Annotated in this window: 13 protein-coding genes; 11 read left to right on the forward strand and 2 right to left on the reverse strand. The window is 49.8% G+C overall.

Annotated features, from left to right (window positions below; all coding sequences use genetic code 11):
• The first annotated feature begins 146 nt into the window (after positions 1-146).
• Positions 147-512: an Asp23/Gls24 family envelope stress response protein gene (locus QD47_RS26275; protein WP_013310912.1), complete on the forward strand. Its 366-nt coding sequence runs from the start codon at positions 147-149 to the stop codon at positions 510-512.
• A 221-nt stretch (positions 513-733) separates the two neighbouring features.
• Here the strand turns inward: QD47_RS26275 and ftsW are convergent, their stop codons facing one another.
• Positions 734-1993 (reverse strand): putative lipid II flippase FtsW, encoded by a 1260-nt coding sequence (gene ftsW, locus QD47_RS26280; RefSeq protein WP_044648886.1) that lies wholly within the window; start codon positions 1991-1993, stop codon positions 734-736.
• Positions 1994-2246: 253 nt separating this feature from the next.
• On the opposite strand from ftsW, the gene QD47_RS26285 reads away from it, so the two are divergent.
• The 9 genes from QD47_RS26285 to QD47_RS26325 all read left to right on the forward strand — a co-directional run bounded on the left by QD47_RS26285 (position 2247) and on the right by QD47_RS26325 (position 11676).
• Positions 2247-3452 carry a M20 metallopeptidase family protein gene (locus tag QD47_RS26285; RefSeq protein WP_044648887.1) on the forward strand — a complete coding sequence of 402 codons (1206 nt, stop codon included), beginning with the start codon at positions 2247-2249 and terminating at the stop codon, positions 3450-3452.
• A gap of 89 nt (positions 3453-3541) precedes the next feature.
• A complete protein-coding gene (locus tag QD47_RS26290; protein WP_044648888.1) occupies positions 3542-3970 on the forward strand; it encodes a CBS domain-containing protein in 429 nt (142 codons plus the stop codon).
• Between the two features lie 151 nt (positions 3971-4121).
• Complete coding sequence (locus QD47_RS26295; RefSeq protein ID WP_044648889.1) at positions 4122-5945, forward strand: DNA repair helicase XPB; 1824 nt, start codon at positions 4122-4124, stop codon at positions 5943-5945.
• Positions 5946-5951: 6 nt separating this feature from the next.
• A complete protein-coding gene (locus tag QD47_RS26300) occupies positions 5952-8018 on the forward strand; it encodes a helicase-associated domain-containing protein (protein ID WP_044648890.1) in 2067 nt (688 codons plus the stop codon).
• Positions 8019-8124: 106 nt separating this feature from the next.
• On the forward strand, positions 8125-8565 hold the full coding sequence (locus tag QD47_RS26305) for a YlbF/YmcA family competence regulator (protein ID WP_044648891.1): 441 nt from the start codon (positions 8125-8127) through the stop codon (positions 8563-8565).
• 39 nt (positions 8566-8604) lie between these two features.
• Positions 8605-8865: a YlbG family protein gene (locus QD47_RS26310; protein ID WP_014282311.1), complete on the forward strand. Its 261-nt coding sequence runs from the start codon at positions 8605-8607 to the stop codon at positions 8863-8865.
• Positions 8866-9094: 229 nt separating this feature from the next.
• Positions 9095-9532 carry a hypothetical protein gene (locus QD47_RS26315; protein WP_014282310.1) on the forward strand — a complete coding sequence of 146 codons (438 nt, stop codon included), beginning with the start codon at positions 9095-9097 and terminating at the stop codon, positions 9530-9532.
• A 318-nt stretch (positions 9533-9850) separates the two neighbouring features.
• Positions 9851-10807, forward strand: coding sequence for a selenium metabolism-associated LysR family transcriptional regulator (locus tag QD47_RS26320; RefSeq protein WP_044648892.1), 957 nt, complete (start codon positions 9851-9853; stop codon positions 10805-10807).
• On the forward strand, positions 10807-11676 hold the full coding sequence (locus QD47_RS26325) for a PHP domain-containing protein (RefSeq protein ID WP_044648893.1): 870 nt from the start codon (positions 10807-10809) through the stop codon (positions 11674-11676). Before QD47_RS26320 ends, QD47_RS26325 begins: the two co-directional genes overlap by 1 nt.
• A gap of 168 nt (positions 11677-11844) precedes the next feature.
• Here QD47_RS26325 and QD47_RS26330 read toward each other — a convergent pair whose 3' ends face one another.
• Positions 11845-13590, reverse strand: coding sequence for an Rqc2 family fibronectin-binding protein (locus QD47_RS26330; RefSeq protein WP_044648894.1), 1746 nt, complete (start codon positions 13588-13590; stop codon positions 11845-11847).
• Between the two features lie 228 nt (positions 13591-13818).
• Between QD47_RS26330 and QD47_RS26335 the strand changes: the two genes are divergently transcribed.
• On the forward strand, positions 13819-16446 hold a 2628-nt coding region (locus QD47_RS26335), incomplete at its 3' end, for a calcium-translocating P-type ATPase, SERCA-type (protein ID WP_044648895.1).

Here is a 16446-nt window from a genome sequence, read left to right on the forward strand (position 1 = left end):
CTGTCACTTGTATGGATTTTCTAAATTAATATACCCAAATTGATATAGGTTGTAAACGAAAGTTATTTTTCCTGCGTTAGGTTTGCAATTGCAGTGGCTGAGGCTTTACAATACAAATAGAGGATGGATGAAGGGGGACATAGGTCATGGCAGAGCAAATTCAACAACTGGAAGCAGGAAACATCAAGATTTCCAACGATGTCGTAGGTAAAATTGCGGGGATGGCCGCACTGGAGACGCCCGGCATTGCTGCAATGTCAGGTGGCTTATCTGAAGGCTGGGCCAAAAGGCTGAGTGGTAAAAATGTGCAAAAAGGCGTATCAGTGGAGGTTGGACAGTTGGAAGCTGCCATTGATCTCCGTATTATTGTGCTCTACGAAACACCGATTCATGAGGTATCCCGAATTCTTCAACAAAATGTGCGGGAAGCTGTCGAAAGCATGACAGGTCTGCGGGTTGTGGAAGTGAACGTAAAAGTAGAGGGAGTCGCTTTCAAGGACGACGCAGTGTAAAAAAAGACAAGGCGGGTACATCGACGTTTTCCGCCAGTTTTATACATGCAGGGAATTTCCCCGCGAAGATACAAATAAAACACGAAAACTGGCGGTTTCAGGATCGCCAGTTTTTGTTTGCAGATAAGCAGCATCGTATATCGCCAGATTGAACGCATGTATATACATATACAAAAGAACTTCCAAAACCACCGTTGTCGGCGATCAGGGAAGTTCTTTTTTTAACGGGAACGGTTGGCTCTACGAGTTTGAAAACGGTTAGGCACTTCGGTCCGAACTGCTACTCCTGTAGTACGTTCCTGTACTGCCTGCTTGGTGTTTTCGCGGGAGATGCTGAGCATGATTCCGATGGAGAACATCGTGACGAGAAGGGATGATCCACCAAAACTGATAAAAGGAAGCGTAACCCCGGTGATCGGAATAGTCTGGGTTACGCCGCCGATATTAATGAACGCCTGGATAGCGATCAGGCCCATAATACCTGTACCTACCAACGTCCCAAACGGATCATGACAACGCAAGGCGATGATCATCCCTCGCCAAATAAAATACAGATACAGCATCAGGAATATCGCTGTTCCAATGAATCCGAATTCTTCACCAATTACGGAAAAAATAAAGTCATTAAAAGAGTTAGGCAAATAGTGAAGCTTGATAATGCCCTTGCCAAATCCAGACCCACTTATTCCGCCTTCCCCTATAGCTTGCAAGGACTGCACCAGATTATATCCGACTCCCTGTTTATATTTCATGGGATTGAGGAAGGCTTGAAAACGTCCGATTTTGTAATCTTGTTGGGCTATGGCTTGTCCATCTGTAGCTCCAGAATCTCCTCCAAACAACGACCCAATACCAAAAACGATGGAAGCACCCAACACGAGCAGAGCGATTGATGCCATAATATGCTTGATACTGGCTCCCCCTGCATAAATAATCAGGCCGCTGGTGGCTACCAAAATAAAGCAGGAGCCGAAATCAGGTTGTAGCATGATGAGCCCTGCAACAAAACCTACAATGACGGTTACAGGTATGTAGCCAGTTCGCAAATCTCTAAACCGGTCCCCTTTTTTGACGATCAGTGCAGATAAATACAGGATAATGGAGATTTTCGCAAGCTCGGTTGGCTGGAATCCAACACTACCAAACCTGAGCCAGCTTTTTGCGCCGTTAAGAGAGCCTGTAAAAAGAACGATGACCAGCAGTAAAACCGTAATGAAAAATAAAGGTACAAACAGCTTTTTATATTTTTCCATCTTAATGTTCATTGCAACCAACATAATGAAAAGTCCAAGTATAGCAAATGCCGCTTGGCGCTTCACAAAATACAAAGAGTCAAAATTGGTTTCTTTATTCAGCAGAGCTACGCTGGAGCTGGCGCTAAATACCATGATTACGCCGAATCCAACCAGCAACAAGGTGAGGATCAGCAATTGGAAATCCGGTGTGCCTCTTCTTCGAGTCTCCGGCTTCGTATTTCTCATATCAGCTTCCCCCGGTATTCGCCGCAAGTTATGCCTCGCAGACGTTTATCATTATTATTTTATCGTCTATCCATTTTATCATAGTATGTTTGGAGGGCTTCTGCAACCTCCATAAAGCAACGGATATCGCAACAATTCCATATCTGCTACAATAGAATACAAAATAAGGTTTGAGAGCAGTGGCACATACGTTGTGAATCTGAAAGATTTATCGGGAAGCTGCCGGGTGTTTTAAAAGGAGAGGTGGAGCAATATGACACAACATGCGACAGATAAGAGCTGGTTTGACCAGCTACAGGACGATATGGTGGAGTGGCGCAGATATTTACATAAAAATCCTGAAATCTCTTTTCAGGAAAGCAAAACCGCAGCCTTTGTAGCGGACAAGCTGGAGAACTGGGGGATTGAGGTTCGCCGTCACGTAGGAGGGCATGGTGTTGTCGGTACCATTCGTGGTTCCAAGCCCGGCCCTGTTGTGATGCTACGCGCTGATATGGATGCTCTCCCCATTCAGGATGAAAAAGAGTGCGAATATCGTTCCAGCGTAGACGGAGCCATGCACGCATGTGGACATGACGGGCATACGTCCGTTTTGCTCGGAGCGGCTTACTATTTCAGTCTGCATCGGGATGAGCTGGAAGGAGAAATACGGTTGTTGTTCCAGCCTGCGGAGGAATTGTTGCCTGGCGGCGCGGTCAATGTGCTGAAGGATGGTGTGCTGGAAGGTGTGGACGTTATCTATGGCATCCATCTATGGACACCGTTTCCGGTTGGAACGGCTGCGAGTTGCGCAGGGCCGTTGATGGCGGCGGCGGACGATTTTTATATTGAAATTACGGGCAAGGGTGGTCATGGCGGTATGCCTCAGTCCACCCATGATAGTGTGGTAGCGGGCTCAGCTCTTGTTATGCAGCTGCAAAGCATTGTGAGCCGTTCAGTGGACCCTTTGCGGCCTGCTGTGCTGACGGTGGGAACAATTCAAGCGGGAGCTGCGCAAAATGTGATTGCGGAAACATGCCGTCTGAGTGGGACGATTCGTACGTTTGATGAGGAAACCCGGATGGTGATGAAGGATCGGCTGCATGCGGTTACGGAGCTTACAGCGGCAACTTACGGAACAACAGCCAATATTCGTTATATTATGGGGTACCCGCCTGTTGTAAATGATGCGCACGAAGCTTCGCGTTTCTTTAAGGAAGCAGGACCCGTTTTCGGTGAGGGAAAAGTTCAGGAAGCGTCGAAGCTGATGCCTGCCGAAGATTTTGCTTATTATCTGGAACGTGTGCCTGGCTGCTTCATGTTCGTGGGAGCGGGTAACCCTGCTAAAGGAGCCGTTTATCCGCATCACCACCCTAAGTTTGATTTTGACGAGGACGCGATGATTAAGGCGGTTCGTTTGTTTATTGCGATGTCTACCGGATATGCAGCGGAGCGAAAAGCAGAAAATTCCAGCCGTTGACAGCTAACGGAGCTGAAACTGTATGAGCTGATTCGGTGTATGAGCAGAATGAAATGGGGTACCCTACTCTTGAAAAGGAGGGTGTACCCATGAAAAAGGTTCAGGAAGTTATGACTGAAAAATGTGTAACGGTTACTCCGCAAGACAATATTTATGAAATTGCGCTTAAAATGAAGGACAACGACACCGGTTTTATCCCGGTTGTGGAGAGTGAAGGCAGTGACAAGCTCATCGGTGTGGTAACGGACCGTGACCTTGTCGTTCGCGGTTATGCTGCTAAGCATTCCGGCTCTAGTTCGGTCGACACAGTGATGACAACAGGCATCCGTACAGCTCAAGCCGACATGTCGGTGGATCAAGCAGCCGAGCTGATGGCGGAGCAGCAAATCCGCCGTCTGCCGGTAACGGAAGGGGATCGCTTGATCGGGATTGTTTCGATTGGCGATCTGGCCGTACGTAATATTTTTGCAGACAACGCTGGAGAGGCGCTTAGCCATATTTCCGAGCAGATTCACTAGGTAAAAAAGCAAGGATAGGCTTGAATGACAAGGAGTTCAACCCATATACGGGTTGGACTTCTTGCTATTCCGGTTGATCTGCGAATAAACGGACAAACTGTTTGTTATATAGATATTAAGATGATGTGTTATAGCTTGACGGGAGGTAATTATGAATCCGGATCATCCTTGTATTGTACAACGCGATTTTACCGTTTTGCTGGAAATCGGCCTGCCCGCTTCGGAGCATGCACGTTCACAGTTGCAGGTCTATGCGGAGCTGGTTAAAAGCCCATCCGCTTTTCATACATATCACATCACTCCTTTGTCCCTGTGGAATGCGGCCGCCCTTGGGTGGAGTGCCGCCGATGTTCAAAATAGTCTACATTCCATGTCCCGTTGGGATATCCCCCGTGATTTGTTAAAGGATATTGAACAGCTCGTCTCCCGTTACGGAACGTTGACGCTGTCACGGGCGAGAACAGAAAAAGAGGGGCGTTACAGCACGCACACTGCTGATCTGAACAGTATAGAGCAGTATGCAACTATAGGTATGGAAACGGATAAAGCTCATAGCTGTACAGCGGTCGACCGCTTGATACTAACGGCGGACAGCCCGGCTTTACTGGATGAACTGCTGCTCAAGCAGGATCTTGAGCAGCTTGGTTTGCTTCGTGACAGTGAAGTGACCGTGTCGGTTCCGCCAGAAAATCGGGGATTGCTCAAACAGGAACTGACCCGTCTTGGTTTTCCGGTCATGGATACAGCAGGCTATCTTGAGGGGAATCAGCTTCGTTTTTCTCTGGGTCAGGGACAAACAGAGCTGGAGCTTCGTGATTATCAAGTGGAGGCGGCTGAAGCGTTTGAGGGGGCAGACGGTCTGGGCGGCAGCGGTGTACTGGTGCTTCCATGCGGAGCAGGAAAAACCGTGATCGGTATGGCGGTGATGGAGCGGCTACAGTGCGAGGTGCTTATTTTAACCTCCAATACCACATCTGTTCGGCAATGGATTGAGGAATTGAAGCAAAAGACGGATATTCCTGCCGATTCCATTGGGGAATACAGTGGTCAGAAAAAGGAAGTGCGTCCGATTACGGCGGCGACCTATCAGATTTTGACGCATCGCCGTACCAAAGATGGGGAATTTGAGCATATGAAGCTGCTGAGCGAGCGCAAATGGGGGCTAATTGTATATGATGAGGTGCATTTGCTGCCCGCGCCGGTATTTCGAGCAACGGCGGATATTCAGGCTACCCGCCGTTTGGGCTTAACCGCGACGCTGGTTCGGGAGGACGGGTGTGAGCGGGATGTGTTCTCCTTGATCGGACCGAAGCGGTATGACATGCCATGGAAAGAGCTGGAGCGACAGGGCTGGATCGCTCAGGTTGATTGTATGGAGCTGCGGCTCCCCATGTCGGCTGCGCTTCTGGAGCGCAGTATGCGTGCTGAAGGCAGGCAGCAGTACCGGATTGCCGCCGAAAATCCGGCCAAGCTGGAAGCGGTGCGCAGCCTGATGCAGCAGCACAAGGGCTTGCCCACGCTTATTATCGGGCAATATTTGGATCAATTGCGTATATTGGCGCAGGAGCTGAACGTGCCGTTGATAACCGGGTCTATGAGCCAGGCTGAACGGGTGCGGTGGTTCGATGCGTTCCGCAACGGTACAATTCGGACTCTTCTGGTGTCCAAGGTGGCGAACTTTGCTGTGGATTTGCCGGATGCGGCCGTGGCTATTGAGGTATCAGGCAGCTTCGGCTCCCGTCAGGAGGAGGCACAGCGGCTTGGCCGCATTTTGCGACCGAAGTCTGGTGAAAATAAGGCTTATTTTTATGCGCTGGTGACGGAAAACAGTAAGGAGACGGATTTTGCAGCCCGCCGTCAGCTGTTTCTGATTGAGCAGGGCTATGAATATGCGATTCGCAGATTCAGCTTGGGGGAGGTTATCAGGAACCTGAATGATGAGGCTGAATCTGATGGAAATAAAAGGGAGGCGTGATCAAGGATGGGCGTAACGGACACGGAAGACGGCTGGAAGGAGCTTGCATCGGATGAGCTGTTAGTGCTACGTCGATGCTTTATCCGACACGCGGGCCAGCCCATGAAGGAAGAAGAGCTATTATGGCTTACCCGGGGAGCATTGAGCGGAGCCGAAACGAAACTGGCACTTCACGGACTGCGCGACCGGGGCTGGCTGGAGGCGGTTACCAAATCGTGGGGCGAACGAATGTTATATATTCCGGTTTATCGGTTGCCGGATCTGTACGACATGCTGTTGGAGCAAAGTCAAAGTACGATGAAAGTGATGGATACAGATCAACCGCTGACGGTGCATGAAGCAATGACGGGACTGGAAGCGGAGCTGCTACATGTGTTGTCCCGTATTGCAGTGCAAGGAGTACCTTTGACAGCGAAAGGGACCATTCATAAACGGTCTCTGCAAAAGCTAAACGAGTTGACTCCCTTTCATCCGGAAGATTTGACTGGGCTTGGGCTACAATATGCGCACGCCGAGCTGTATCCGGTACAAACGGTGGTGATGATGGACTTGCTGCTCAGCCTGGGCTTGCTGGTGAAGGAAGCTGTTTCTTTTCGTATTCAGGAAGCCGGGCTGGCAGCTTGGGTTCGCTTGTCCGCTTGGCAAATGCGCAAGCATATTCTTGTCACGCTCATGGAAAGGTACGGCAAGGCCGAAGCGTCTATGCAGCATTTTCGTTATATGCTGTGTGTGGCCTCCGCTCATGCGGGACCAGAAGGCTGGATTCATATCGGGCCGTTACTCCAATGGATGACTCAGACAGGACTGATTACGCAGGGGAGTCTGAGTAAAGAGGATCGGAAAAGTAGTAATCCTTTGGAATTTGCTGCTATTCATGCAAGCCCCGTAAGAATTGAGGGCAACACAGCCTCTGATTTCAACTTTAACGGACAATACATAGATATGGTTAAGGGATGGCTGACCGCACTGACCGCCTTTGGAATGGGTGATTGGGGGCTGACCGCGTCGGGAGAACTGTGTTTTCGCTGGAACGTATCAGTGCTGGATATGCTTCGTTCCGATGATGAGAAGGATGCGGTTCAGGAGCCAGGCACCTTTTATGTACAGCCGGATTTTGAAATATTGGTGCCGCCGGATGTAGCTTATAATGTGCGCTGGAAGCTGGAATGCTTCTGCGAACGTGTGACGGGGGACCGGATGGTGGTATACCGGATCACCCGAGACAGTGTTACAGAGGCGATCGAGCTGGGGATGGAGGCCAAAGCTATTCCTGCTCTTCTGGACAAGCTTAGCCGGACAGGCGTGCCTGACCATGTACGCGTGGCAGTGGAGCAGTGGGTAGGGGATGTGGGACGGACAGCGTTTGCAACGGTAACACTTCTGCGCTGTGGTACCCGAGAGGACGCAGACACTGCTGCACGTCACCCCGGACTGGCTGGATTGCTTGAACGGATTGGTGAAAGGGACTTTATTATTCCGGCAAGTTCGGCTGCCAAAATCCGCAGGACACTTGCTACGATTGGGCTAAGTCCGCGCCGGGAGCTGGAGGGGGTGGACGAGCCGGTTCACCGTTATCCGCTGGTTGCGGAAACGGAGGGAATTTGTCCGGATAGCTCCAACAGTCCATTTGATGTGGATGATACAGAAACGACGGTTGGCGAAACGTTAACAGGCTCAACTCAGGAATGGCCGATGTTTTCTCAAGAGGGAAGGGCAGGTTTGGTTTATACGGGGCGGACGTTGCATTTTTATGAACGGGAGCATACGCTACCCGATCCATCCGATTATTTTCCAGAGAAATCGGCAGTACCCGCGTCATGGACGAAAGAATGGAGAAGCTACCATGCATCCACCGCTCGGCAACTCATGGAACAGGCGATTCGCTGGCAAGCGGCGGTAGGACTGCGAATCGGTGAAAAAGAGGTCAAATGGATACCGGAAGCGGTGGCTCCCGGTGAGCCGTGGAGTGTGACTGGCTGGTATGCTACCGGAATGGACGGTGAGACGTTGCCCCGCACGACTTTACAGGCAGGGGAATGGTCGGATATGCGCCTGCTGGTTCCTTTTACATAGAAGAGCCAGGATGTGCATGAAACTCCTTCTTCTCAAAAGAAGGATGTGGTATGATAAATGAGTCTACTTTACCAGTAGAACTTTATATAAAGTGAGATGAACATTCATGAGCGTAGCCGAATTGAATACGGTCAATATGGCAGAAGTGCTTATTAACGCCTATGAATTGGGCGATATGGTCAACCGGTCCTTTGAGGTATCGGATTATTTATATTGGAAACAGCGTGTGGAATTGAATCCGTCGATTCTGGCGTGTGTACGCAAGCTGGATGCCAAAAAGGAGCTGTTCGCGGAAACGGAACGTTTTGGGCATTTTCACCCAAACTTTCATGAAGCGAAGGATGCAGTGCAGGCCGTCGAACTGGAGCTTGAACAATTTCAGGAGGTTCAGGAGTTCAAACGGGCAGAAAGGGCGTTGGATGATATGCTCCATGCTATGTCCGAAACGATTGCTTATTCTGTGTCCGACACCATTAAGGTGCCGAGCAATGATCCGAATGTGAAAAAGGGTGGCTGCGGTAGCGGAGGCAAGTGCTCCTGCGGATAGGCCATAGGGATGATATCGAATGGAGGGGAGATGAAGCGAATGTTTGCCGAGCGGACAGGGTACATCATTTGGGTAAGCGATATCAAGGCTGCCCGCAATTTGGAGAAATACGGGAATGTCCACTATATTTCGAGGCGTATGCATTATGTTGTCATTTACATGAATGCGGATCGGGCAGAGGATACCGTTAAAAATATTCGCAGGCTTTCCTATGTGCGCAAGGTCGAACGCTCCTTCCGAAATGAGATAAGGACGGAGTATAACGACGATAAGGAAAAATTAAAAGAGTATGAAATATAATTTTTAAAGGTGTTATTTTTCAAGTTTTATTAAAAAGTCGGCCCATGGGCTGGCTTTTTTTTATAAAGTCAGGACTTTTGCATAATAGCCTTAATGCTGATAGACCTAAAATAATCTTTAAAAATTAGCGATAAACTTCAATTTTGTAACTTGTAGTCCCGGGTCTGTTGAGGTAACATATGAATATATTGGTAGATATAAAGACCTATCTGGTGGGGAGAGTGATCCCGTGCGTGACAAGGCAATGCAGCGATGGAGTACATACGAACCGTTCTACGTAGAGATGGGCGACAAGAAGGTCGCCGATATTGTGATTACAAATCATGCGCAAACACGCTACTTAGACCGTATAGAACAGAAACAGTCCGAAACGAATCATATCGCCGCCTGGCTTTGGGAATGCCTGAAGCAAAACAGGATGGAGTCCTATTATCACAACGAAGAGGATGTATATTTAATTGATGGTGACCTGGTCGTCGTGGCCGAGTTTGGTGAGTTGCCTGGCGAAATGGATATTGCGGGTAACCCGCTCCACAAAATGATTGTGATCACCTTTTTGGGACGGATGTCAGAGACCATTGAACTGCGGGATTTGAAGTCATACTATTCCTGGTTGCGCCATTCGCGGCGTATGACACTGATGAAAAGCACCCGCAAACGGAAATAGACGTTGATTTGGCGGAAGGGATATCGTCTAGTACCTTATCTATTAGAAGTATGCAGGAATCAGCTGCATACTTTTTTTATTTCATCAGTTTGCATCATTCGATTCCCGATGCTTAAAAGTAGAATATATAGACAAACTAGACCGTTTTTAATCTATATATTGCTGATTTGAAATCGCTCTTGGGATTTATGCAAAATGCTCATTTATAAAATCTATAATAAAAACCCACTAATTTAGGTCTGTTTTCTTGGGAATCCTTCGACAGATGTTTTTCTTATGTTAAAATAAGGAGATCAGAGAGGGGAGAGGGCTGTTAGTATGAACTTTCATCAGCTGCATATTTTTTATACGGTAGCGGAGCGGGGGAGCTTCTCGGCAGCGGCGCAAGCGCTGCATATGACGCAACCTGCCGTGACGATGCAAATTCAGTCTTTGGAAGATTATTTTGGTACGAAGCTACTGCATCGATCTACCAAAAAAATCGAGCTGTCAGAGGCAGGAGCGACACTGCTGCCTTTTGCGAAAAAAAGCATGCAGCTAATCCGTGAAGCTGATGAGGCGATGTCTGCTTTTACTCACATGCTGGAGGGGAGATTACATATTGGCGCAAGTCTTACGATTGGCGAGTACATTGTGCCGAGAATGTTGGGGCCGTTTGGTCAGGAGTACCCTCATATACGCATGGCAATGAACGTAATGAATACGACTCAAATTATGGATGATATTTTAAAGCATCAATTGAATTTAGGGCTGATTGAAGCACCGGTTCAACACCCGGATATCGTGGTGGAGCCCGTGATGCAGGATGAGCTGAAGCTGATTGTTCCTTCGGATCATGCACTGGCCAAGGCCAAAAAGGTAGTTCTGGAGGACGTGTTTAAGCATCCTTTTGTAGCAAGAGAAAAGGGGTCAGGTACAAGGCAGGTGATAGAGGATGAGCTGAAAAGCCGTGGTGTTGATGCGTCCCGACTTTCCATCGTTATGGAGATGGGCAGCACTGGAGCGGTCAAATCGGCGGTTGAGGCTGGATTAGGTATTACGATGCTATCGCCTTCTTCGGTGAAGCATGAGGTTGCACTCGGATTGCTGAAAATCGTAAATATTTCCGATATCACCTTTAAACGCGAGTTTTATGCCATTCATCTGAAATCAGCGCTATTGCCGATTCCAGTGGTGACCTTTCTGTCATTCTTGCGTCGTCATGATCAGGGAACGGATGTGTCCGGGGATACGGTGAACGAGCTTGCAGAGATGAAAGAGGAGGAGAATGCGTAATGGAGGAGCATACGAATTTGGGACGATACGATTTGCACACTCACACTCAGGCATCTGATGGAATGCAGCCACCAGCGGACAATGTGCGTTGGGCCAAGGAAAAAGGACTGGCAGGGGTTGCAATTACGGATCACGATACGGTAGCTGGGCTGGAGGAAGCTCTTGAGGAAGGACAGCGATTGGGCATTACAGTGGTGCCGGGGGTGGAAATTAGCACACGGGCAGGCGGTAAGGATATTCATATACTCGGTTATTTTATGGATTACCGTAATGAGGTTTTTTTGGAACGATTGGAAAAGCTACGTCAGGCGAGGGATACCCGCAATAATCTGATTTTGAGTCGGCTGCGTAGCCTGGGTGTGGAAATCACACTGGATGAGGTGGTAGCTACGATGGGCAGACCGCTGGCGCCGGATGAAAGCATTGGACGTCCGCATATGGCAGATACGCTGGTGCAAAAAGGCTATGCGAAGGATATGAGGGATGCATTTGACCGTTATTTGGCAGAGGGAGCGCCCGGTTATGTGTCTGTGCCCCGAGTGGAGCCTGCGGAGGCCATAAGCTGGATTCGGGAAGCAGGAGGGGTACCTGTGGTGGCTCACCCTGGATTGTATGGCAATGATGAGCTGGTTCGCTCCATTGTAGAGGAGGCGAAGCCTGCGGGCTTGGAGGTGCGACATTCAGACCATGATGATGCGGCTGAGAGTCGATATGCCGCAATGGCGGCACACTACGGGCTGATCCCGACTGGTGGCTCGGATTTTCATGGTGCACGCCAAGGCGTGATTTTTCACGGTGATCTGGGCAGCCGTAGTGTGGAGAGTCAGGTCGTGGAGGAGTTGAGAAAGGCTGCTGTTGGACAAAAGTAAGTGCACATATAGGAAAAAAATAGCCCCTTGTATTGTGCCTGCACACATGAAGTGTGGTTTGCACAAGATAAGGGGCTTTAAGTGGATGCAAGGAACTTGTCCGCTATGTTATGCTTCGTAGGGGCGTTCCTGAATGGATACTTGTTTACTAGATTATGCTAGTGCGGCTTAGCCGTTTTTGATGCGGTTCGGCAGCTTTTTGACCAGATCCTCATCGGGTGTGATAAAGAGCGTACGCTGATGATCATAGATGACAAAGCCGGGCTTGGCTCCGCTAGGCTTGCGCACATACCGGATCAAGGTGGCGTCTACGGGTACGCTGCTGGACTGTTTGGCCTGGCTGAAATAGGCAGCGAGCTGAGCAGCTTCCTCCAGCGTTGCATCTCCGAATTGCTCGGCGCGAATAACGACGTGTGACCCCGGAATATCCTTTGTATGCAGCCACGTGTCATTAGGCCCGGCCAGTCGGTTCGTCACATATTCGTTCTGCAAGTTGTTTTTGCCGACCAGCAGCTCGATGCCTTCGGATGACGTATATACGTGTAAGGTGGGTCGGTCAGTTTTCTTCTTTTTCTTCCCTTTTTTGGCCCGGTCTCGGAGATAGCCTTGCTGAACCAGTTCTTCACGTATTTCCTCGATATCGTTCATGGAGGCATGAGCCAGTTGCTGTAGAAGATTGTCCATATACCGAATTTCTTCGTGTGTTTTCTCCAGTTGTTCATCAATGACAGCCAGGCTGTTTTTATATTTATTGTACTTTTTGAAGTAACGTTGAGCATTATCCGATGGGCCCAGCAACGGGTCCATCGGGATGGTCATCGGACGCTGTTCTTCATCATAAAAGTTGGTGAGCGTCACTTCCTTGTCGCCCTTCTTCACTTCATGCAGCGAAGCGAACAGCAGCTCTCCATAAATGCGAAATTGATCGGCATCCTCTGCCTCAGCTAAATCCTGATGCAGATGGTCGAGTTTTTTTACATTTTTGCTCCGTTCGTTTTGCAGGAAACGCAGCAGGTCGCTTACCTTTTGCTTGACTGTATCCCGTTCTGCTTTTTCACCGAAAAAGTCCTCCATACACTCACTGATCGTAGTGTATTCCTTGCGCTCTCCTTCAATCAACGTGAGCGGAATGGCTGAAAATATCACTTTTTCCTGTGCGTTCAGACCAGATACCGGCTGAAAACGATGATTCCGCACGTCATCCATGATGTGGCTGAATGTATTCCACAGCGGACGATAATCGTCAGCAGGTGATTCATTGGAAACTCGGGTCAGCATCTCCTCGGCAACGAGGGGACTCAGTCCAGTAAAGGTGTTCACGATCCAGCGTTTGGGAGCTTCTTCGGCTTCGATAGTTGTCTGATATGAGGATGCAAAAGCTATTTCTTCCGTTTCCAGCGGATTCAGCTTATTTTGTTCAGGAGGCTCCGTGTATTGAAAGCCGGGCATGATGACCCGATAGCTGCTGATGGACGGTGTGACATGATGGATACCATCCAGCATAACGCCTGTTTCTGGGTCAAGCAAAATAATATTGCTGTGTCTGCCCATCAGCTCAATGATAATCCGCTTGAGTGAAATATCCCCCAGTTCATCACGCTGACGCACATCCATGTGAATAATACGTTCCATGCCCACCTGGGTAATTTTCTCGATAATACCACCTTCGCAGTGCTTGCGAAGCAGCATACAGAACATAGGGGCCTCCGTCGGGTTGAGAAAGCTTTGTTCTGTAAAATGTACACGCGGGAATGTCGGGTTGGCCGACAGCAACAGCTTAACGCTTCCGCCTTGAGCCCGCAGATTTAGTAAGATATCGTGATCGTTCGGCTGATGTATTTTATTGATGCGCCCGCCTCGAATGCTTTGCAGCTCGTGTACGATAGCGTGGGTTACGATTCCGTCCAATGCCATAATGTCTGTTCTCCTTTGAAGCAAATATTTTTGCCTTCCTTCTATGATACATAACTTTGGGACAAAACTTAAGCGGCATTGTGATATTTCAGGTCCTGTCCGAATAGATTGAATCTAGAAAGTCTGTCCAGCTTATCAGCATTCGTGGCACAAAAACGCAATAACGGGCAGCCATCCTACGCACTACCGACGGAAACGGACTATCTGACCGGGAGGGAATTGGGGAGAATGGAACAAGCACACTGGCATCAATTAAGCAATGAACAGCTTTCAACAAGCCTGGAAGTTGACCCGAAGCAGGGTCTTTCGGAGGAACAGCTTGCGGAAAGAAGAGAAAGGTCAGGATGGAATGAGCTGAGCGAGGGGAAGCGTGTCTCGCCGATCCTGCTGCTGCTGAACCAGTTCAAGGATTTTATGATGCTCGTACTGATGGGAGCCACACTGATATCTGGCCTGCTCGGTGAATATCTGGATGCGATCACCATTATTGCTATTGTTGTGCTGAATGGAATTCTTGGTTTTGTGCAGGAGTTTAGAGCGGAACGTTCGCTTCGGGCTTTGAAGCAGTTGTCTGCTCCGACCGCTAAAGTGCTGCGGGGAGGCAAACGGATTCAGGTTCAGGCCAGAGAGCTGGTACCGGGTGATATCGTGCTATTGGAAAGCGGCGACCGTATTCCCGCAGATATAAGATGGCTGAGCACGAATGGCTGCGATGTGGAGGAATCCGCCCTGACTGGCGAATCGGTTCCAGTGAGCAAGCATTGCCGTCCTATTCATGCCGCCGAGGTACCGCTGGGAGATCAAAAGAACATCGGCTTTATGGGCACCATGATGACCAGAGGTACAGCTCAGGGAGTCGTTATTCGTACAGGCATGAATACGGAAATGGGCAAAATCGCAGACTTGATCCAAAATACGGAGTCTCAGGAGACCCCGTTGCAGCACAGACTGGAGCAATTGGGTAAAATTCTGATCATTGTAGCACTGGCGTTAACGGTGCTCGTCGTCGTAGCAGGCATCCTGCATGGACAGCCAGCGATGAGTATGTTTCTGGCCGGGGTGAGCTTGGCTGTAGCGGCTATACCGGAAGGCTTGCCTGCCATTGTGACGATTGCGCTCGCCTTGGGCGTGCAGCGTATGATCAAACGTAAGGCGATTGTGCGAAAACTGCCTTCGGTTGAAACGCTCGGATGTGCGTCTGTCATTTGCTCTGACAAAACAGGTACGCTGACCCAGAACAAAATGACGGTCACCAAGCTATGGGTGGACGGTCGCTTCTGGGGAGTGACGGGAGAGGGCTATGACCCGCACGGACATATTATGGACAGGGATGCTCCTGCGGATCTCAAAAACGGACAATCACTTCGCAGACTGCTGCAAGCCAGTGTGCTGTGCAATAACGCGGAAATTGTTCAAGCCGACACGGATGAGCTACGCTCGAAAAAGAAAACCAAGGAGGGGACGCCGACCGCTGTTTGGGAGCTGAAAGGCGACCCGACGGAGGGGGCGCTTGTCACGTTAGCCGCCAAGGGCGGGGTTACGCGTCAAGGACTGTATGAGCTGTATACACGAGAACGCGAATTTCCTTTTGACTCGGAGCGGAAACGGATGTCTGTACTTGTACGGCATCAGGGAGGGCATATCGTCTTTGCCAAAGGCGCGCCGGATGTGTTGTTAGGCCAATGCTCCTACATTTTATGGGAAGGAAATGTCGTTCCACTGACGGGGACGTTGCGCCAAAAGGTGCTGGCAGCCAATGAAGGAATGGCCTCGGAGGCGCTGCGTGTACTCAGTGTCGCTTACCGGGATATCCGCTCGCATGAGCGTGTCGTCTCGGTGGAAGAGGCTGAGAATCAGCTCATCTTCATCGGCCTTACGGGTATGATTGATCCGCCACGCCGCGAGGCCCGCGAAGCTATTAGCAAGTGCCGCCGCGCTGGCATCCGCACGGTGATGATTACGGGCGACCACGGTACAACAGCTGAGGCCATTGCGCAGCAGTTAGGCATTTTTCAGCGCGGCTCGCATGTGCTGACCGGACAGCAGTTGTCTGTGATGGATGATGCGGCGCTGGACAAAGCAGTAGACATGGTCTCCGTGTATGCGCGGGTGTCCCCGGAGCATAAGCTGCGGATTGTCAAATCGCTGCAAAGACGCGGGCATGTCGTAGCCATGACTGGAGACGGCGTGAATGACGCGCCAGCGATCAAGGCATCGGACATTGGTATCGCGATGGGCATTACGGGAACGGATGTGACCAAGGAAGCGGCTGCGCTTGTGCTCAGCGACGATAATTTCTCGACGATTGTAGCAGCGATTGAGGAAGGGCGAAATATTTACGAAAATATTCGTAAATTTATCCGTTATCTGCTTGCCTCCAATGTCGGTGAAATTTTGACGATGTTTTTCGCGATGATGGCCGGTCTGCCATTGCCGTTGCTTCCGATTCAGATTTTATGGGTGAACCTGGTGACCGACGGGCTTCCCGCGATGGCTCTGGGTGTAGATCAGCCGGAAAAGGATCTCATGGAGCACAAACCACGCGGCGCTAAGGAAAATATTTTTGCCCGTCGTCTCGGCTGGAAAATCATTAGTCGCGGCCTGCTGATCGGCTTATGTACGCTTGCTGCGTTCTGGCTAACGTTGCGTATCGCGCCTGATAACGCAGCACAACTGGTCAAGGCACAGTCGGTTGCCTTCGCCACATTGGTACTGGCACAGCTCATTCATGTGTTCGATTGCCGCAGTTCCCGTTCTATTTTCCACCGCAATCCATTTCAAAATAGTTATCTCGTACTTGCCGTGCTGTCTTCGGTAGTACTGATGCTGGTGGTTATGTACGTACCTGTACTGCAA

It is taken from the genome of Paenibacillus terrae (assembly GCF_000943545.1).
Classification (GTDB): Bacteria; Bacillota; Bacilli; order Paenibacillales; family Paenibacillaceae; genus Paenibacillus; species Paenibacillus terrae_A.